This window comes from Sphingobacterium sp. lm-10 (assembly GCF_023554555.1).
In the GTDB taxonomy this organism is placed as follows: Bacteria; Bacteroidota; Bacteroidia; order Sphingobacteriales; family Sphingobacteriaceae; genus Sphingobacterium.
The window spans coordinates 277695-297637 of the sequence record NZ_JAMJWC010000001.1 but is presented as its reverse complement, the minus strand read 5'-3'; the positions used below and the strand labels follow the sequence as shown (position 1 = coordinate 297637).

Here is a 19943-nt window from a genome sequence, read left to right as displayed (position 1 = left end):
GAAATGCTCATCGGGATAAAGATATGAAAACTCTACATAAAATCCATCAAAAGAAAAAACGAGACTACCCATTCGGATAGTCTCGTTTTTTATAATAATCGCAGGATCTGCCTAATAGCAGTGCTGAAGATTATGCTTGAATAGAAGGAACACCTACTAATTCATTTGTATCTGCTTCGTAATCGATGCCGTCAACGTGAAAGCCGAACAGACGGAAAAATTCGTCGCGGTACCCGCTAATGTCAGAAATTTCTTCCAGGTTCTCGGTAGAGATTTGCTTCCACAAAGCAGCTACTTCTTCCTGTACATCAGCACGCATTTCCCAATCGTCTACGCGGATACGTCCTTTTTCGTCTAAAGCTGGTGCATGTCCGCTATACAATTGTTCCGCAAAAAGGCGTTGCATTTGTTCAACTGTTCCTTCGTGAATGCCTTTTTCTTTCATCACTTTATACAGCAAAGAAATGTACAAAGGTACTACCGGAATTGCGGAGCTAGACTGTGTTACTAAGGCTTTATTGACAGACACATAAGATACACCGTTTAAGTCAGCAAGCAATTCATTCAATGCAGGCACGGTGGCTTCCAAGTTATCTTTCGCACGACCAATGGTACCATTGCGGTAGATCGGGTACGTCAACTCAGGACCGATGTAAGAATAAGCGACGGTTTTAACACCTTCTGCTAATACACCCGCAGCTTTAAGATCTTCGATCCAAAACTGCCAGTCCTCACCGCCCATTACGGCAACAGTATTCTCAATATCGTCGTCGTTTTCAATAGGGTTAATCGTAATATCGGAAACAACACCACTGTGAAAATCTACCGTTTTGTCGGTGAAAGGCTGTCCAATAGGCTTCAGCACAGAACCGTGAGCGACACCCGTTTTAGGATGCGTACGACGTGGAGATGCTAAAGAATAAACCACTAGATCTACCTGACCCAGGTCTTCTTTAATTAATTCAATAGCTTGTTTTTTCACTTCATCGGAGAAAGCATCGCCATTGATACTTTTTGCATATAACCCAGCTGCTGCAGCTTCTTTTTCAAATGCTGCCGAATTGTACCAACCTGCAGTACCTGGTTTTCCGGCAGAAGCAGGCTTCTCGAAAAATACACCGATAGTAGCTGCTCCGGAACCAAAGGCAGCAGTCACCCGCGACGAAAGTCCAAAACCGGTAGATGCACCGATTACCAATACTTTTTTAGGACCATTTGCAATGGTTCCTTTGGACTGAACGTAATCAATTTGGTTTTTAACGTTCTGAGCAGTGCCATCAGGATGGGTAGTCAGACAGATAAATCCTCGTACGCGTGGTTGAATAATCATATGAAAAGGGGTTGTTATACGTAATCTGTTTTTAAATTAAAGTGCAAAATAAGTAATTATTCCACAGAATCCCATCAATGGGCACACTCTTTTAAGAATTTTCCGACGCGCAGGGCATTCAAACACCGAAGAGTAGTTCAGCGAAAGCACTTTAGGTCTATCTGCTTATTTTCTATCTTTACTGCCATGAACTGGGCGGTATGGAAAAAAGATTTTAAACGCTACCTGCTCTTGGAGCGCGGGCTGTCTGCCAATTCGATAGAAGCTTATCTTTTGGATGTTTAATATCGAATTACTACCAGCTCGTTTATCAATAATTATAATTGAGCTCTATTCTCCAAAACCACTTGCTCTGTACCATTCGTACCCGGTGTAATAATTATAGTAGCTATCGTTAGAATCAGGAATATAGCATGTGACGCCTGAATTAGCTAAAATCGGTCTTCCCAAAAAATTGGGAGTATTATTTTTGTAAACTACTACTTTAGATAGACTTTTTTTTAAAGAGACAAGTTGTGATGAATTAAAATTTTTCGTCAAAAAATCTCCGAAATCGAAACTGGGAACTGGGAAACTTTGAGAATAATCGAACCGCTGAACTGATTTTCTTAAGAAGAAATTCCTTTGTTCAGACTTTAACAACTCCCTCAGGTTAAAACACATTTCTTCAAGTTCATCCATTTTTATCAGAGATATAGTTGCAGATTGAGCTGACCCGTTTAAATCGTTGTAGTGTTCATAATAGATCCTTGCAATATTTTTTAATTCTGCTAAATCAAGAAATAAATAAGGTACGATTTTATCATAAGGATAGCTCTCGGACAAAACTTCTGAAGGAGAACATAATATGTACTTGCTTTTAAACCTGAACTCATACAACACCTCGAGACTGGCCATTGAACAAGCATCAAAGATTATATAATCCATATTATCTGGGAGGGCATTTTTTAAATCTAATATGTCCATTTCCTTACCTCTATCACTACCGAAAGACATAATACGCTTATTACGCGGCGGCGCCCAAGATGTAGCATGAGACCATAATATTAGCCCGAAAGAATCTGAGGGATAGGTTTTACGAATATAATCAATAACGTCTTTCATAATTACGGGATCCGAGGGCTTATAGCTGTAAATCGTTTTGATAGTATCGCTAGAAAGAGAATTCGCGTTTTTACTGGGTCTGATCTTAAGTATGTGCGAGACTAGATCACTAGCTTTGATGTAAACGAATAAATCATTGTTTTCATCTACCATACCTTTTTCCATGCTTTTTATTGAGTACCACGCATCTTGTCTAAGATCATTATTCGCCTCCATAAAAACTAAAACATTCCTTTTAATGGTAATATAACTATCGGTTATATTACTAGTTTTTTTACAAGAATAGAGAAAAAAATAAAAAAAACATAAGCAATAATTTTTTTCATAAAAAAATATAATCAGTATTAGAAAATTGTTTATAATTGTCAAAATTATAATATTAATCTTAAAAAACAAATTCATGAAATTATTGAGAAAAATCACATTATTACTAATAGCCTTATTATCTCTTGTATCTTGTAAAAAAAACACGGTTGATAAATATTCAGAAAATCATGAAAATAATTATGATGATTAAATTCTCGCAATGGATAAATTTTCAGAATTACTATCTAAAGCCACTAGAAATAATTCTTTGCTAAGAGATTTTATTAAAATTGAAGCTTTGAAAGAATTTGACAATGACTATGATATTTTTTACCCTTTTGTAAAAGACAAAATGGTAAGCCCTACAGAAACTTTTAGAGATGTCATACTTAAATATGCTGAAAGTGAAGTTGAGCTTTCAAATATTGAAAAAGCATTGCCGTTGCTAAATATTTATATACCAGAATTGCCATCCGGTTTCAATGCAGAATCATGGAACACAAGTCAAGAACTACCCTTAGTGGCTCCAAATGTTATCAAAAACAATAAAATACGTTTCTTTGACGATGGAAAGATAGTAGATTCTGTGGACAAAAACCTAATACCTGCATTTCCAGTTCTTGTAGTCAAAAACAACGAACGCCTAAGGTTGAAAGACAAGATTTCATTAAAAAGTAGTACAGCACTTGAAAACCCACAATATGAATTTATAGATGATGCTTACGATAGAAGGTTAAGAACAAAATCTTCTAACACATCAGCAAGTTCGTTGATTCCAGAAGTATTAAGAGCTCGGGACATTATGGGCCTAGACGGTTTCAACTGGCACCGCGATTACATTTACTATGGACTTACTCCAGAATCAAATTCCCAAGGTCAACTTAATCGGCGTATAATCGAACGAATAGTTTCTATGGAATTTTCAAAAGATGCTTTTTATGTCATGTCTGATCAACCAAAAGATCCGAAATTACATACTACAGTAGTTTATCCAAGCAATTGGCCTAGCACTCGTATTCAGAATACCTTCTGGACCGAAGGTAGATTTGAAATTCAAGTAGATGTCTTGATTGGCAATTTACAAGGGCTGGGTACTACTTTGGAAAAGCATTTCAGCGCGCATCCAAATGACCTTTATCACGTATTATTCGAAAAGAGAACTCCTCCAAGATCTACGAACTCTTATTATCACCTTTTAGACATACAACCGAAAGAATATAGGTTAAGCATTGATTTGGCAACTTGGGATATACAAAACAATAGCTTTGTCTGGAAGTTTATTATCTCGGAGAAAGACGAGCAAGAAACGACCACTAAAACTGAACGCTCTATGTCTGAATTTGCAACAAACTTTGGAATAACAACAAGTGGCAATCAAAAATTTGGTCTGAACTTTGGCGGATCCACAAAACGTAGTGTAGATAATACATTCAGCATATCTGTTACACGCAACTCAGATCAGTTAGGAACTTTGGAGACTGATTTTTCGCGTCCAGTATTAATAGGCAATAGATCTATGAGTCCGTTCGTAATTTCGAATCCTTATGTAAAATTGAAAATGTTACCACAATATGCTTACTAGCAGAATGTATTTATAGAATATGATTTATTAGCGAGTATCGACCCACTAATAAATCATATTCTATAAATAAAATTTTAGTACATAATTCACTTAAATTTGTCGGCTTAAAATATTTGTTTTTTTAAACCACACTTTAATCATACAATTATAAAACTCACGCACCTACATCTAATGATTTTTAACTTGAAAGACTTACACTAATTTATTTAAAAAAGTCATTAAGTCAAAGACGACAATTATATATTATTTCACTGAATTTACGGCATCTTTATTTTCTATCTTTACTGCCATGAACTGGGCGGTATGGAAAAAAGACTTTAAACGCTATCTGCTCTTGGAACGCGGGCTGTCTGCCAATTCGATAGAGGCCTATCTTTTGGATGTATCCAAATTGGAAGCCTATGCATTGGAAGGACAGATGTCAGTCCAAAGCATGGCACCTTTAGATATACAGCAGTTTCTCGCGCATGTGCACCAACAACATATCGCTCCTACTTCTCAAGCACGGTTGCTCTCTGCTTTGAAATCATTTTTCACCTTTTTGCAGATAGAGCATAATTTGCCCAACAATCCAGCGATGCTGATTGAAGCACCGCGACTCCTGCGCAAATTGCCCGATGTATTGAGCATTGCCGAGATCGATCAATTAATCGACAGCATTGACCTGTCGCTACCTGAAGGGATGCGCAACAAGGCGCTGTTGGAGGTTCTTTATGGCTGTGGGCTGCGCGTTTCGGAATTAGTTTCCTTGAAGATTTCAAATCTATTTCTGGAAGAAGAGTTTATAAAAGTAGAAGGCAAAGGCAATAAAGAGCGTTTGATCCCTATTGGCAATCAGGCCATCAAATACTTATCTATTTATCTGAGCGAAAGCCGACCACAGGTGCCCATTAAGTTGGGACAGGAGGACATGGTTTTCCTAAACAGACGGGGTACGGCGATATCCCGCGTTATGGTGTTTTTGATGATTAAGAAGTTGGCATCAAAAGCGCAAATTACCAAAGAAATCAGTCCACACACTTTTCGTCATAGCTTTGCCACACATCTGGTGGAAGGTGGCGCAGATCTACGTGCTGTGCAAGACATGCTGGGCCACGAAAGTATTAGCACCACAGAAATATATACACACTTAGACAACGCTTATTTGCAAACCGTGATGACCGAATTTCATCCCAGATCCAAAAAGCGGTCGCAATGAGCAAATAAACCTTGCAACATCATTGCATTTGATGTACCTTTGTCTGGTGGTGAAGAAAGGAAACTACTTTCGGCTAGTTGGGATGCTATTTTGTATTATGCTATGGATGTTTTCCATAGGCATAGCTTCTGTGCACAATCATATCGTAGATGATTCTCAACAAACCCATCACGAACAGACAGACCATTGTGATCATCAGCATCATCACGCATCTGACCAGGACTGTGGCATCTGTTTCCTGATACATCATAACAACCCAGTAAGCCTCTCCTACTTTGCTATAGGTTTTGCGCTGCTCTATCCGGCGACACTCCCTAAGTTGACAACGCCGTATTTGCTTTCTTTACAGCAGGATTACGACCTCGGCGTACCCTCGCTTCGCGGCCCTCCCCTTTACTAAGCGTCCTTCAGTACCCCTTCAATTTTAGTTTTTCACTTTTATAGGTCGAACGCATGTTTCGTTATCTGTGGGTGTTGTTTCTGCTGCTTTTGTGCAGTTCGGCAGCAAATGCCCAATTATCTTCATCTTGTACATTATCGCTTTCTGGCACTGTCGTTGACCAAAAGGCAAGGCCATTAGTAGGTGTCGCCATTCGCAGCACCGCTAGTAACACCGTCACGTATACCGATCGACAAGGCACCTTCAAATTACTACGTCAATGTCCTGGAGAGCAGATCATAACCTTTAGTTTTCTAGGTTATGATACCGTAAAAAGAACGATCACGTTTCCGGCGAGTGAAGCGCTATTTATTGAGATGAAGGTTGGTACAGTGCATGTGCAGGATGTACAGGTAACCGGAATACAATCAGAACACATCACCAGCAGTAGGCATCACGTATCGGAAGACTCCAAACAGGAACTTCGCGCGAAGCCGTTGGCAGAAATGCTGAGCCAGATTGCAGGTGTTAGCCAGCTAAATACTGGCGCTAGCATCGCTAAGCCGGTGATTAACGGCCTGCATAGCAATCGCGTGCTGATTCTTAATCATGGCGTTCGCCAAGAGGGACAACAATGGGGTGCAGAACATGCGCCAGAGATTGATCCTTTCACAGCGGATCGACTGGAAGTAATCAAAGGAGCGGAAGGTGTGCGGTACGGAGCAGATGCACTTGGTGGCGTGGTCATCAGCACGGCCAATCCCATTGATCCCAGCAAAGTATCCGGGCGCGTAGATCTTCTGGGGCAATCTAATGGCCGTGGCGGTGTCGGAAACATTCGCCTGGAAGGCGGAATACCGTCTATTCCTAATTTAGGTTGGCGCATTCAAGCGTCCGGCAAGAAAATTGGCAACTTGCGTACAGCCGACTATTTTCTCGGCAACACTGGAGTAGAAGAACTTAATCTTTCCGGTTTATTGCAATACAACAAAGGTCGGCATGATCTGGAGTTTTATTATAGCCACTTTGGTACAAATCTGGGTATTTTCTACGGGGCACACGTGAGCACGTTGGAGGATATCCTCGTGAACATCGAACGAGGTCGACCGTCTAGCACCTATAATTTTACGTACGATATTGCATCGCCCCGTCAACGTGTTGATCACGATCTTTCAAAGATCAAATGGGTGTACGCGTTTACAGGACAGACTCGGTTAGAAACGCAATTTGCCTTTCAACGCAACCGTCGCAAGGAATATGACCTACGGCGTGTGCTCTCGGACGACACGCCTATGGCCGACATGAATCTAACCACGCAGACGTTAGATATTGCCCTGAAATCCGGGCATCACCGCATCGGTATCGATGGTATGTTACAAGTCAATAACAACGTGCCTGGCACGGGCACTACACCAATTATCCCCAATTTTGACAACCATAATTTGGGTATTTATGCGATCACGCAGCATCATTGGGGTAAGTTTCACGGCGAACTAGGTGCACGCTATGATTATCGTTATTTTGATGTAGCCGGCTTCCGTTATGATTATAGTAGCATCGATGAAAATGGCATCGTTAGACAGTACTTGTTGACGGATCAACGCCACTTCCATAATTGGAGCGGTTCTGCAGGTTTGGCTTATCACGCTTCTTCAGCTTGGACGTGGAAGACCAATCTGGGATTAGCTTGGCGTGCGCCTTCGGCGAACGAATTGTACAGCGACGGGCTCCACCATGGCAGTGGTACTTACGAAGTGGGAGATCCAAATCTCGCATCAGAACGCGGATATAAGTGGGTTAATTCCCTGCTATTCCAAAGCGAAAATATAGCCATCACAACGGATTTGTATGCACAGTACATCAAGGATTATATCTATGCAACGCCCAACCCTGATTCGGTTCGGCAAACCATTCGCGGCACTTTTCCAGTGTTTAATTATAGACAGCATGATGCCTTCTTTTACGGGGTAGATGTACAATTGGATTGGCAAATTAATTCAACCTGGTCTTATGCCTTGAAAGGTGCATTGGTACGCGCAAGAGATCTCGATAATCACACCTATTTTCCATTCATTCCGGCAGATCGCATCAATCAAAGTGTTAAATGGCAATATGGAGAAGATTCGGAAAATTACATCCGGTTGGCACATGTATTTGTCGATCGGCAACATAATTTCGATCCCGCAACGGATTATACCAATCCGCCGCCCTCCTATCATCTCTTCAACGCCTATGCAAGCGCTCGGCTACCCATATACAATCGCAGCGTCCAATGTAACTTGGGTATAGAGAACCTATTCAACGTACTCTACAAAGATTACATGGACCGGATGCGTTACTTTTCTCACCAGATGGGAAGAAATATTACACTAGGTTTTACATTTCAATTTTAAATAAACAGTATTATGAAAAAAACATCTATTTTCCTTTTAGCTGCAGTCGCTACTTTAACTTTTCAGGCTTGTCAAAAAGACGATCCAGTTCCAGAAACGGATCAGGAAGAAGTGGGAACGGCTACCCTTATTTTTACCGAAGTACATCGCGAGGCACATGGCGACCATTTCCACTATCATGACGAAGAAGGTGGACAAGTTGAAACCGTCGAATTTACGACCGTAAATGGTCAATTGGTTCCACAAGAGGGACATGTGCACTTGAGCAAAGGAAAGACTTACCGCCTTGATTTACAAAGTACAGACTTTCTAGGTCGTCGCTCTGAGCAAACATTTGTTACCCGAGACGATATACATCAGGTTTTCTTCGCTACTACACCAGCATCCGAAATCAGTAAATTCCGTTACGAATATGGAGATGAGAACGCCGCGGGTCAGAATCTACAAGTGGGCGTTACCGGATACTTAACGGTATTGGAGACATCTAATACCTTTGTCATGCGGTATGTAATGCGCCACTTAAACCCTGGAGTGAAAGCAAATATCACAGCTGCAGACTGGAACAACCCTAACTTTTTGAACTTTGCCGGAGCAACAGATCTTGATTTAAGATTCGAAATGCACTTTGTGGATGGCGCTGGTCATGGCCACTAACAACTAGTATATTCATTATCAAAAGGTTGCCTAATTAGCAACCTTTTTTTAGTAATAACAGGAGAAAAATAGTATTTTTGCCGCACTGCCTGCGTAGTTCAATGGATAGAATATCAGATTCCGGTTCTGACGATGTGGGTTCGAATCTCGCCGCGGGCACGTATAAAAAAAGCGCTTTACAGATGTAAGCGCTTTTTTTATGAATCGTTACGATTCAGCACTTTATTATTTCTTCGACAGAATTCACTATCTTCTGATCTGAGTGGTATCCGTAGACGTCGTATCTAGGTTGATCACTTCTTCCGTAGATTGATTGATATTGTAGCGCTGCTGATCAGCCGGTTCTACTGGTGTTAATTCATTTTCATCGGCTCGCTCTTGCGAAGAATGACAGGCCATAAAACTGAATGCACTTAATCCTAAGATGGTGTATATTAGCTTTTTCATAGTGTTCTTTTTTGATTCCTACTTTTAGAACAGTCTAAGTAGAAGAATTGTTTCCCGGAAGATTGCCTATCTTGGTAAAACGCGTTTCCGTTTAGCAAAAAATAGCTTGCATGATACATACACTTTTAATCGTTTTGATTGCTTTAGCAGTCATCAATCTCTTGGTTTTGCTCCTCAAAAAATCGGGCAACAGCTCCTCTGCGCAGTGGCGAAATATGGAACAGGGCTTGCAGCGGCTAGATCATCAACTGGAGCGAATGGATAAATCCACTCGAGATGATCTTCATCGCCATCGCAATGAAAATAGCGCATTGGCTCAAGCCAACCGCGAAGAGCTATCTATAAACTTCCGTTCTTTAGAGAAAAGTGCTCAGGAGCAAGCCCAAGCACTACATACATTTTTAGGTCAACGTTTTGAGAGCTTGACGAAGCAGCAGTATGAAATTAACAAGACAGCCAACGATCATCTGAAAGATATCAAAATTAGCATTGAAAACCATCTGAAAGCCCTGCGAGAGGACAACAACCGGCAACTAGAGCAGATGCGACACACGGTAGATGAAAAATTGCAGTCTACGTTGGAGAAGAGATTAGGCGAGTCGTTCAAACTGGTAAGCGAGCGATTGGAACTGGTGCATCGCGGATTAGGTGAGATGCAAACCTTGGCCAACGGCGTAGGCGATCTGAAAAAAGTGCTTTCTAATGTAAAAACTCGGGGTATATTAGGAGAATACCAGTTAGCCAATATCCTCGAACAGCTACTCACCAACGAACAATATGCGCAAAATGTAGCGACTAAAAAGGGATCACAAGCACATGTGGAGTTTGCGATTAAACTGCCGGGAAAAGACAGCGATGAAACGGTTTGGATGCCAGTAGATTCTAAATTTCCGATAGAAAACTACCAGGCACTGATGGATGCGTATGAAGTGGGCGAGAAAAACCAAATCGAGCTACAGCAGAAAATCCTCATGCGCAACGTAGAAGCTTTTGCCAAAGACATCAGTGATAAATACATTGACCCACCACATACGACGGATTTTGCGATCATGTTTCTCCCTATTGAAAGTTTGTATGCAGAGATCTTGCGCCATCCTGGGTTATTTGAAACTTTGCAGCGCAAATACCGCGTTACGATTACCGGGCCAACTACCCTATCGGCGCTACTCAATAGCTTACAAATGGGCTTCCGCACACTGGCTGTGCAGAAACGCAGCAGTGAAGTCTGGAAAATCCTGGAAGCAGTGAAAACAGAGTTTAAAAAATTCTCTGACCAATTGGATAAGGTAGACAAACAACTGAGCTCGGCTTCGAAATCATTGCATGACCTCCGCCTAACGCGCACCAATATGATGAGTAGAAAGTTAAGAGATATAGGCACCCTTGATGTGCAGGAATCCAACGATTTGCTCGATCTGCCTATTAGTGAGGACGAGTAGATACCACACGTCCAATCGGATAAAGCAAATGCGTATCTTCATAATAAGGAGATTGCTTGTAGATCCAATCTAATTGTGCTCTGCCACTATTGGCGAAAGAAGCATCTGATGCCTTTTTATTTTCCAATTCTTCTTTCCACGAAGGATTTGCATCCAGCAGACGCTGTGCTTCTTCTTCAAAGATGTAGGCAGAGAAATATTCTTTTTGGTTCAAGATGCCATCAAAGAAGTTCCACCGGAAAAAAGAGTCATGCGCCTGCGGCTCTAATGTTTCGATCAGGTAACGGTTGGCTGTTTGATCCATCTCAACCCACCAATCTCCAGCATAGAACTGGCGGTCCATCATAACGGGTTTCAACTCGACACGTTCATGCATATAATGGCCTTCGTATGGCGTTGTAGCAGTCTTCAATCCATTGATATAATACATTTCCAAGAAAATAGTCGTATCGCGCTCTAGCGGATGTAGTTTGACACCATTAGCCTGTAGTCGTTCTATTACCCGATCATAGGCTTGGGGTATCACATAGGCCAAGGGCTTCTCTACCTGCAAGGTTACGTTATAATGTTGGTAATGCGGGATTCGCATGGTTTTGGGCTGTTGCCGATCATAATATAGCCTTTTTTGTCCGGTCACTTGACTTGGCCATTCACCAAATTGATATCCAAGGAATGTGATAGAATCAATTCGCTTGGTGTCCAGTGCCCAGTTTATCGGAAATTGTTGCTGCGTCTTTACCGTCTCTTTAACTTGTTGGCGCGTGCTCAGTAAATTTTCTTTTTCCTGCGCAACCACTTCCAGCAAATGCTGTAACAAGGTATAGGTAGAGGCAACCCGTTGCTCATAAGATTTCCACATGTGTGTCTCCGGCATGAAGCCGATAGTATGGTGTAGCGCTGCAAAGCCGGATGAATAGCGAGGTGTTTCCAAAAAGTCGACCAAACCGGATTCTGGCGTAGCGCCTAGCGTATTTACATACGGTATCATCTCATAACCGGAAACTTGCATCCGCTGGTACAATGCTTTCGTAAATCGTTCTTCCATGAGTGAAGCCAACGGCGCAGCCAATTTGTCTTTTTGCGTAGCGATCAATGTCATGATGTATTGGTAATCCGCTCCATTACTAGCATGCGTATCAAAAAACAGATCCGGATCCCAGGTGGTAAAGAGCCGCTGAAATAACAGCGAATTTCGGGTGTCGGCTTTGATAAAATCACGATTTAGATCATAATGTTGCCTACTCCCACGAAACCCATACGCCACAGGACCATTCTGGTTGACACGAGATACGCCTCTATTAAGCATTCCGGCAACATTGTAAACCGGAATAATGCAAATCACCACATCTTTGGGCAACTTATTGTCTCGCAAAATATCCCGAGAAAATAGCATCCCCACATCAATCCCTTCTGGCTCTCCTGGATGTATTCCATTGTTTATCAATAAAATGGCTTTGCCTTTTGCTCTGATACTTTGGGGGTCAAAATCTTCCTCCACAGACAACACCATCAGGTGTAACGGTTTTCCCACATCCGTCTTTCCCATTTCCAAAAGTCTGGCTTGCGGATAATTGGCAGCCAAGGTTTTATAGAACCCAATCACTTCTTCATAAGTAGCGGTGGTATTGTGATCAGGATCTTTTTCAAAGGCCGTCTGCTGTGCTGAAGCGCTGAAGCAAATAGATACTAAGACAATGCAACTTAGAGAGAAGTATTTGATAAAGGAAGACATAATAGGGTACTTTTGCTTCAAATATACGTAAAGAAGCCGGCAGCTATAGCAAGCCTTCGTCGCGAAAACTGAAATAATGCTGATCGGTGAAGATAACATGATCGTTTACACGAATGTCCATCAACTTGCCTGCATCCACAATGCGCCTTGTGAGCTGTTTATCAGCGAGACTTGGAGCTAACGTACCGGACGGATGATTATGAATTAAGATCATAGAATGTGCATTTGCTTGCAGCGCGTGCCGCAGGATGATGCGGATATCTACCGGTGTAAAATCATTACCCCCGCGACCAATTAATTGGGTATCTATTAGCTTACAGCCTGTATTGAGGAATAGTACCCAAAATTCTTCGTGCGGAAGATCCAACAAGCGATCTCGGAAAAAATTAAAAACCCGTTTGCTGCTATTCAATACAGATGAAGGTAACTCTTTGGCGTCCTTACGGCGACGTCCGATTTCCATGGCAGCAATGATCGTAATCGCTTTTGCCAGCCCTATGCCGTGGTATCGGCATAAATCGGCCACTTCCAGTTTGGATAGTGTTGCAAGATTGTTTTCTACGCCGAACAACAGCCGACGACAAAGCTCGACAGCACTCTCTTGTGAAGATCCTGAACCGATGAGTATTGCTAATAATTCTGCATTCGTCAATGCGCGTCTCCCCTGCTCTACTAATTTCTCTCGTGGACGATCTGCTTCAGCCCATTCGCGTATTGCTAGTTTCATAGTCGCATAATTAATTAAAATTTCTTTTAAAGATAATTTATTTTTCAAATAATAACCTATAGGATTCAGTAGTACTTTGTCAATTTTTTGATTATCCCTAGAAAGCGTATCTTTGTATCTTAGTAATTTTAGATATGAGTAAAGCAATAATTAAAACCGAGAAAGGTGATATGACTGTGCAGTTCTACACAGAGGACGCACCTAAAACTGTAGAAAATTTTATAAAATTGGCTAAATCAGGCTATTACAATGGATTAACTTTCCACCGTGTGATTCCAGATTTCGTTATTCAAGGTGGTTGCCCTAATACACGCGAAGGTGCTACAGGCATGCCTGGTACAGGTGGTCCAGGATACCATATCGATTGTGAATTAACGGGTGAAAATCAATATCATGACCGTGGCGTATTGTCAATGGCACACGCTGGAAGAAACACCGGAGGATCACAATTTTTCGTTTGCCACAGCCGTACAAATACAGCTCATTTGGATCGTAACCACACGTGTTTTGGCAAGGTGATTGAGAATGTCGATGTCGTAGATGACATCCGTCAAGGTGATCGTATTTTGAGCATCGATGTAATCGAAGACTAATAATCATTAGGTATATACTTACATAGCATAAGCATGAATTTAAGAGGATTAGTATCTGTAACGGGAAAGCCAGGATTATTTAAGTTGATCGGACAGAATAAGGGTGGTTTTATCTTAGAAAGTTTGGATGGCGCGAAAGTAAAATCAGTGATCAACCTTTCGAATACTAAAATGGCGACATTGGAAGATATCACTATTTATGGCGAAGAGGACGAAATTCGTTTATTGGAGATTTTCGAAACCCTAAAAACAAATGAAATCGAAATTCCAGATGTGAAAGCAGATGGAAATACACTTCGTGAGTTTTTTAGAGTGGTAGCTCCTGGCCATGACGAGAGCCGTGTATATAGCTCAGATATCAAGAAGGTGATCACTTGGTACAATATCATCAAAGCGCTTCCTTTGTTCGAAGAAGAAGCTCCTGAACCGATTGATGAGGAGCAAGCTTAACTGCTGATCCAATCTCGATATACTACTTCGGTATATTAAAATAAAAGGCCGGATTTACTTGAGGTAAATCCGGCCTTCTTATTATAGCAAATTCTCTATCCGAGATAGTATTACGCTTTATCAGCTTGTTTCTTGCGAATGATATTCAATGCTGCACCAGCTTTGAACCAACCGATTTGTTGGGCGTTGTAGGAGTGGTTTACTTCGATCTCCTCAGAGCTACAATCTTCATGGTGCAATACCAATGTTAACGATTTATTCGGAGCAAAATCTGTCAAACCTAGTATGTCAATCGTATCATCTTCTTGGATTTTATCGTAATCGTCCTTATCTGCAAATGTCAATCCCAACATTCCTTGTTTTTTCAAGTTCGTCTCGTGGATACGCGCAAATGATTTTACTAACACCGCGCGAACGCCTAAGTGACGTGGCTCCATCGCAGCATGTTCGCGGGATGATCCTTCTCCGTAGTTTTCATCACCAACGACGATCGAACCGATTCCTTCTGCTTTATAAGCACGTTGTGTTGCAGGAACTGGGCCGTACTCGCCGGTCAATTGGTTTTTCACCGTATCTGTCTCGTCATTAAAAAAGTTAACAGCACCGATCAATAGGTTATTGGAGATATTATCTAAGTGGCCGCGGTATTTCAACCAAGGTCCGGCCATAGAAATATGATCTGTCGTACATTTACCTTTTGCTTTGATCAGTAATTTCAGACCTTTCAGGTCTGTACCTTCCCATGCTTCGAACGGCTCCAGCAATTGTAAGCGATCCGAATCCTCTGCAACATCTACTTCCACATCCGAACCATCTTTGGCTGGCTCTTGATAACCTGCATCTTCTACCGCGAAACCTTTAGCTGGAAGCTCATCTCCGGTAGGTGCGTCTAGTTTCACTTGCTCGCCGTCTTTGTTGGTCAGTGTATCCGTTACCGGGTTGAAACCCAAATCTCCAGAAATCGCAATAGCTGCTACCATTTCAGGAGAGGTTACGAATGCATAGGTATTCGGATTTCCATCCGCGCGCTTCGCGAAATTACGGTTGAAAGAGTGAACTATGGTGTTTTTTTCGCGTTTATCTGCACCTGCACGATCCCACATACCAATACATGGACCACAAGCATTTGTAAATAACGTCGCGTTTAGATCAGTAAATGTTTTTAACAAACCATCACGATCTGCCGTGTAACGTACTTGCTCTGATCCTGGGTTAATACCGAATTCTGCTTTCGTTACCAAACCTTTATCAATCGCTTGTTTTGCAATCGAAGCTGCTCGCGCCAAATCTTCGTAAGAAGAATTGGTACAAGACCCGATCAATCCCCACTCTACCTTTGTCGGCCAACCATTTTTGTCTGCCTCCTCACGCATGCGAGATATTGGCGTATACAAATCCGGTGTGAAAGGGCCATTCAAAGAAGGTTCCAACTCAGATAGGTTAATCTCAATCAATTGATCAAAATATTCTTCTGGGTTAGCATAAACCTCATCGTCACCCGTAAGGTGTTCTTTAACTTTATTGGCGGCGTCTGCTACATCTGCACGATCAGTCGCGCGTAGATAGCGCTCCATAGATTCGTCATATCCGAATGTAGATGTCGTTGCACCAATTTCGGCACCCATATTACAAATAGTACCTTTACCGGTACATGAAAGCGATTTCGCTCCCTCACCAAAATATTCAACGATAGCGCCGGTACCACCTTTTACGGTTAGTATACCAGCTACTTTCAAAATCACGTCTTTTGAAGTGGCCCAGCCCGACAATTTACCTGTTAACTTAACACCAATAAGCTTAGGGAATTTTAACTCCCAAGGCAAACCAGCCATTACATCACAGGCATCTGCACCACCAACACCGATCGCTACCATTCCCAACCCTCCGGCGTTCACGGTGTGAGAATCGGTACCGATCATCATGCCACCTGGAAACGCATAGTTTTCCAATACCACCTGGTGAATAATACCTGCTCCTGGTTTCCAGAAACCGATACCATATTTATTAGAAACAGAACTCAAAAAGTTAAATACTTCAGAGCTTTCTTCTTTAGCACGTGTTAAATCTTCTTTCGCGCCATCTCTGGCCTGTATTAAGTGATCGCAATGTACGGTAGAAGGCACGGCCACTTTGGGTCTGCCAGCTTGCATAAATTGCAACAAGGCCATTTGAGCAGTCGCATCCTGCATAGCCACTCGATCTGGCGAGAAATCGACATACGATTGTCCTCTTTCGTATGCTTCTTCCGCATTGCCATTCCACAAGTGGGTATATAGAATCTTCTCTGCTAAAGTCAAAGGTTTGCCTACTACCTTACGTGCCGCATTGACACGCTCTTCGTAGAGGCTATACACCTTCTCAATCATATTAATATCAAAAGCCATATACGTATAATTTTATCTCTTCTATTGGTTTAAAAACAATACAGATTACACCACCATTTGTTTTTCTATTGGTGTAAATTTTGTCAGGTTGATCCCATCAACCGCTACTCTATATTCTTCGATTGTTGGAATTCTTCCCAAAATAGCAGACAAAACTACTACTGGCGTAGAGGCTAACAAAGATTCTCCTTTCTTACCTTCCGAATCTTCCACCACTCTTCCTTGGAAAAGTCTGGTAGATGTGGCCATCACCGTATCTCCTTTTGCTGCTTTTTCCTGGTTTCCCATACACAGATTACAGCCTGGTCGCTCTAGGTACATAATATTTTCGTATTCTGTACGGGCGGAGCTTTTCGGCATTAAGTCACTAAATTCAAAACCCGAATATTTCTGTAAAATATCCCAATCGCCTTCTACTTCTAGTTCATCAATAATATTGTAGGTTGGTGCTGCGACAACCAGTGGTGCATTAAACTCCACCTTGCCTTTTTGAGCTTCCAAATTCTTAAGCATTTGAGCTACAATTTTTAAATCCCCTTTGTGTACCATACAGGAACCGACGAATCCTAAGTCTACCTTTTTCGTACCTTCATAAAATGATAGATCGCGAATGGTGTCGTGCGTATAACGCTTAGAGACATCTTGGTTGTTTACGTCTGGATCGGCAATCATAGGCTCATCAATTATATCTAAATCGATGACTACTTCTGCGTAATATTTGGCATTTTCATCTGGAGTTAAAGCAGGTATCGCGCCCGACTTGATCTCTGTGATCCTTTTATCTGCTTTGTTAATCAAGCCTTGTAGCACCTGACTTTTATTCTCCATACCTTTTTCGATCATGATTTGGATACGGCGCTTGGCAATCTCCAAAGATTCGATCAAAGTATCATCTTGAGAGATACAGATAGAGGCTTTTGCTTTCATCTCCGCCGTCCAATCCGTAAAAGTGAATGCTTGGTCGGCCAATAATGTACCAATATGCACTTCGATGATACGTCCCTGGAAAACATTTTCTCCACCGAATTGCTGCAGCATCTGTAATTGAGTAGCATGTACGACATCACGGAAGTCCATGTGCTCTTTCATGCCACCTTTGAAAGTTACTTTCACCGATTCGGGTATAGGCATCGAAGCCTCTCCTGTCGCCAAGGCTAATGCCACCGTTCCTGAGTCAGCACCGAAAGCTACTCCTTTAGACATTCTGGTATGCGAATCTCCTCCGATAATGATTGCCCATTCATCAATGGTAATGTCATTCAACACCTTATGGATTACATCCGTCATCGCATGATATTCGCCTTTGGGATCACGTGCGGTGATCAAGCCAAATTCGTTCATGAATTTCATCAATTTTGGAATATTTGCCTGTGCTTTTTTATCCCAAACTGATGCCGTATGACAACCGGATTGATACGCTCCGTCTACAATGGGAGAAATAACAGTGGCTGCCATTGCTTCCAACTCTTGCGCCGTCATCAATCCAGTGGTATCTTGTGATCCAACGATATTCACTTGAACACGCACATCTGAGCCTGCATGCAACACTTTCCCTGGCGTAGTACCTACTGCATTTTTGTTAAATATTTTTTCAACTGCGGTTAATCCTTGTCCATCAACAGACACTTCTTTGGAAGCGGCAAAAACAAGTGGGGCTTCGATATCCAATAGTCCGGCTGCGAAAGTTTGGATTTTCTTACCAAATACGATCGCATAAGAACCACCTGCTTTGATAAACTCCATTTTCTGCGGCGTCAACGCTTTAGAAATATCGATCAGTTCCTGATCTCCCTGATATAATTTTTTTGTTTTGGTATTAATGGTTAGCTCCGTACCCGTAGCGACAGCATAAACCTCTTCTAAAATGGGCTCATTCTTTTCGTTACGTACTATATTGCCTTCTGCATCTACCTTTTTTACCCAGTTTTTCAGATCTATACCGATACCCCCAGTAACATCCACTGTGGTAAGGAAAATAGGAGAAATACCATTGGTACCTCCTACGATTGGCGCAATATTCACAAAGGGAACGTACGGGCTTGCCTGCTTTCCTGTCCATAGAGCGACATTGTTCACGCCAGACATTCTGGAGGACCCAACGCCCATGGTACCTTTTTCAGCAATTAACATCACACTACTATCTGGATGTTGCATTTGCAAATCCTTGATCTGTTGTTGCGCTTCTGGCGTAATCATGCATTTACCATGCAACTCCCGATCGGAACGCGAGTGAGCCTGATTTCCTGGCGAAAGTAAATCGGTGGAGATATCTCCTTCTCCAGCAATAAACGTGACAATTTTGATTTCTTCTGGAACGCTAGGAAGCTTGGTAAAAAACTCTGCTTGTGCATAGCTCTTAATAATCTCGATGGCGGTTGGATTCCCTGCGTGGAAAGCTTCTTTCAAGCGATCAGTATCCGCATCATAAAGGAATACTTGTGTTTTCAACACGTCAGCAGCTTGCTTCGCGATAGATGCGTCCTCTCCTAAGGCCAAATCTAATAAAACCGCTATAGAAGGACCGCCTTTCATATGAGACAATAGCTCAAAAGCATATGCTGTTGTAATTTCTGCTACAGCAACTTGACCAAGAATAATTTCCTTTAAAAATTGCGCTTTGACGCCAGCCGCACTCGTTGTACCGGGCAAGACATTGTAGATAAATAAACCGAGAGAATTTGCTCTATGCTCATGATCAATATCTATAATCTGTTGGATGATAGCACCAAGCAACTCATCACCATCAATGGGCTTTGGATGCAATCCTTGAAGTTTTCTTTCTTCGATTTCCTGTATGTATTCGTTGTAAACACTCATAGTTAAACTTTATTCTTATAGGGTGACAGATAGCTGATAATGACCTGTCTTTTAATTTCTTCCTTTAAATCAGCGTGCAGAATCTTATGAAATGATTAATGATGCTTCCGATAACTTACACAACTGTAACAAGCCTCGAAACATATTATGGAGAAGAGAAATCATCTGAATGAATGTCTCAAACTCCTCTGGCATCATCCGCTGCACACTTTGCTAAACATTGGCTCAAACTTTTTTACGTCGCACCATCATATGCTGGTTCCTGCGGGATGTTGTATAACAGTATATTCAGAGCTACTATAGCTTTTCCATCTGCTGACATAAGAGAAAAGCCACACGCTTTCTACTTTTTACTACAAAAATACAAAATAAGACGCTTTTATACGAAGAGCTAAAGACTATCAGCCA

The 19943-nt window shown here is 41.8% G+C and carries 15 protein-coding genes and 1 tRNA gene; 9 read left to right on the top strand and 7 right to left on the bottom strand.

Going from position 1 to position 19943, the window contains the following annotated elements; genetic code table 11:
• Positions 1–130: 130 nt before the first annotated feature.
• Positions 131–1330 (bottom strand): enoyl-ACP reductase FabV, encoded by a 1200-nt coding sequence (fabV, locus tag M8998_RS01235; protein WP_249990160.1) that lies wholly within the window; start codon positions 1328–1330, stop codon positions 131–133.
• A 330-nt stretch (positions 1331–1660) separates the two neighbouring features.
• Positions 1661–2650, bottom strand: coding sequence for a clostripain-related cysteine peptidase (locus M8998_RS01230; protein ID WP_284039942.1), 990 nt, complete (start codon positions 2648–2650; stop codon positions 1661–1663).
• A gap of 310 nt (positions 2651–2960) precedes the next feature.
• Between M8998_RS01230 and M8998_RS01225 the strand changes: the two genes are divergently transcribed.
• The 6 genes from M8998_RS01225 (at position 2961) to M8998_RS01200 (ending at position 9105) form a co-directional block, all read left to right on the top strand.
• Positions 2961–4322 carry a hypothetical protein gene (locus M8998_RS01225; protein WP_249990158.1) on the top strand — a complete coding sequence of 454 codons (1362 nt, stop codon included), beginning with the start codon at positions 2961–2963 and terminating at the stop codon, positions 4320–4322.
• A 289-nt stretch (positions 4323–4611) separates the two neighbouring features.
• Positions 4612–5520: a site-specific tyrosine recombinase XerD gene (gene xerD / locus M8998_RS01220; RefSeq protein ID WP_249990157.1), complete on the top strand. Its 909-nt coding sequence runs from the start codon at positions 4612–4614 to the stop codon at positions 5518–5520.
• A 31-nt stretch (positions 5521–5551) separates the two neighbouring features.
• Positions 5552–5920, top strand: coding sequence for a DUF2946 family protein (locus tag M8998_RS01215; protein WP_349665655.1), 369 nt, complete (start codon positions 5552–5554; stop codon positions 5918–5920).
• Between the two features lie 53 nt (positions 5921–5973).
• Positions 5974–8292, top strand: coding sequence for a TonB-dependent receptor (locus tag M8998_RS01210; protein WP_249990155.1), 2319 nt, complete (start codon positions 5974–5976; stop codon positions 8290–8292).
• A gap of 12 nt (positions 8293–8304) precedes the next feature.
• Positions 8305–8946, top strand: a complete 642-nt coding sequence (locus tag M8998_RS01205) for a hypothetical protein (RefSeq protein ID WP_249990154.1) — start codon at positions 8305–8307, stop codon at positions 8944–8946.
• Positions 8947–9033: 87 nt separating this feature from the next.
• Positions 9034–9105: transfer RNA gene (locus M8998_RS01200), tRNA-Arg, on the top strand.
• 87 nt (positions 9106–9192) lie between these two features.
• On the opposite strand, the gene M8998_RS01195 is transcribed toward M8998_RS01200, so the two are convergent.
• On the bottom strand, positions 9193–9393 hold the full coding sequence (locus tag M8998_RS01195) for a hypothetical protein (protein WP_249990153.1): 201 nt from the start codon (positions 9391–9393) through the stop codon (positions 9193–9195).
• A 110-nt stretch (positions 9394–9503) separates the two neighbouring features.
• On the opposite strand from M8998_RS01195, the gene M8998_RS01190 reads away from it, so the two are divergent.
• Positions 9504–10832, top strand: coding sequence for a DNA recombination protein RmuC (locus tag M8998_RS01190; RefSeq protein ID WP_249990152.1), 1329 nt, complete (start codon positions 9504–9506; stop codon positions 10830–10832).
• Here M8998_RS01190 and M8998_RS01185 read toward each other — a convergent pair.
• Together M8998_RS01185 and radC are read right to left on the bottom strand one after the other, a co-directional pair.
• Positions 10816–12564, bottom strand: a complete 1749-nt coding sequence (locus M8998_RS01185; protein WP_249990151.1) for a M14 family metallopeptidase — start codon at positions 12562–12564, stop codon at positions 10816–10818. The genes M8998_RS01190 and M8998_RS01185 overlap by 17 nt on opposite strands.
• Positions 12565–12607: 43 nt before the next feature.
• Complete coding sequence (gene radC, locus M8998_RS01180; protein ID WP_249990150.1) at positions 12608–13291, bottom strand: RadC family protein; 684 nt, start codon at positions 13289–13291, stop codon at positions 12608–12610.
• 134 nt (positions 13292–13425) lie between these two features.
• Here radC and M8998_RS01175 point away from each other — a divergent pair, with 134 nt between their 5' ends.
• Both M8998_RS01175 and M8998_RS01170 read left to right on the top strand, forming a co-directional pair.
• Positions 13426–13884 (top strand): peptidylprolyl isomerase, encoded by a 459-nt coding sequence (locus M8998_RS01175; RefSeq protein WP_066753907.1) that lies wholly within the window; start codon positions 13426–13428, stop codon positions 13882–13884.
• 33 nt (positions 13885–13917) lie between these two features.
• Positions 13918–14334 (top strand): DUF5606 family protein, encoded by a 417-nt coding sequence (locus M8998_RS01170; RefSeq protein WP_249990149.1) that lies wholly within the window; start codon positions 13918–13920, stop codon positions 14332–14334.
• Positions 14335–14444: 110 nt separating this feature from the next.
• Here M8998_RS01170 and M8998_RS01165 read toward each other — a convergent pair whose 3' ends face one another.
• Both M8998_RS01165 and M8998_RS01160 read right to left on the bottom strand, forming a co-directional pair.
• Entirely contained in the window at positions 14445–16718 is a 2274-nt protein-coding gene (locus M8998_RS01165; protein WP_249990148.1) for an aconitate hydratase, read from the bottom strand.
• Positions 16719–16763: 45 nt separating this feature from the next.
• Positions 16764–19535: a bifunctional aconitate hydratase 2/2-methylisocitrate dehydratase gene (locus M8998_RS01160; protein WP_249990147.1), complete on the bottom strand. Its 2772-nt coding sequence runs from the start codon at positions 19533–19535 to the stop codon at positions 16764–16766.
• Positions 19536–19943: the final 408 nt, after the last annotated feature.

Coding starts and splice junctions, on each gene's coding strand:
- M8998_RS01195 (WP_249990153.1), bottom strand. CDS start 9,393: ATGAAAAAGCTAATATACACCATCTTAGGATTAAGTGCATTCAGTTTT.
- M8998_RS01185 (WP_249990151.1), bottom strand. CDS start 12,564: ATGTCTTCCTTTATCAAATACTTCTCTCTAAGTTGCATTGTCTTAGTA.
- M8998_RS01225 (WP_249990158.1), top strand. CDS start 2,961: ATGGATAAATTTTCAGAATTACTATCTAAAGCCACTAGAAATAATTCT.
- M8998_RS01230 (WP_284039942.1), bottom strand. CDS start 2,650: ATGGAGGCGAATAATGATCTTAGACAAGATGCGTGGTACTCAATAAAA.
- M8998_RS01165 (WP_249990148.1), bottom strand. CDS start 16,718: ATGGCTTTTGATATTAATATGATTGAGAAGGTGTATAGCCTCTACGAA.
- M8998_RS01190 (WP_249990152.1), top strand. CDS start 9,504: ATGATACATACACTTTTAATCGTTTTGATTGCTTTAGCAGTCATCAAT.
- M8998_RS01210 (WP_249990155.1), top strand. CDS start 5,974: ATGTTTCGTTATCTGTGGGTGTTGTTTCTGCTGCTTTTGTGCAGTTCG.
- M8998_RS01215 (WP_349665655.1), top strand. CDS start 5,552: ATGTACCTTTGTCTGGTGGTGAAGAAAGGAAACTACTTTCGGCTAGTT.
- xerD (WP_249990157.1), top strand. CDS start 4,612: ATGAACTGGGCGGTATGGAAAAAAGACTTTAAACGCTATCTGCTCTTG.
- M8998_RS01170 (WP_249990149.1), top strand. CDS start 13,918: ATGAATTTAAGAGGATTAGTATCTGTAACGGGAAAGCCAGGATTATTT.
- radC (WP_249990150.1), bottom strand. CDS start 13,291: ATGAAACTAGCAATACGCGAATGGGCTGAAGCAGATCGTCCACGAGAG.
- M8998_RS01160 (WP_249990147.1), bottom strand. CDS start 19,535: ATGAGTGTTTACAACGAATACATACAGGAAATCGAAGAAAGAAAACTT.
- fabV (WP_249990160.1), bottom strand. CDS start 1,330: ATGATTATTCAACCACGCGTACGAGGATTTATCTGTCTGACTACCCAT.
- M8998_RS01205 (WP_249990154.1), top strand. CDS start 8,305: ATGAAAAAAACATCTATTTTCCTTTTAGCTGCAGTCGCTACTTTAACT.
- M8998_RS01175 (WP_066753907.1), top strand. CDS start 13,426: ATGAGTAAAGCAATAATTAAAACCGAGAAAGGTGATATGACTGTGCAG.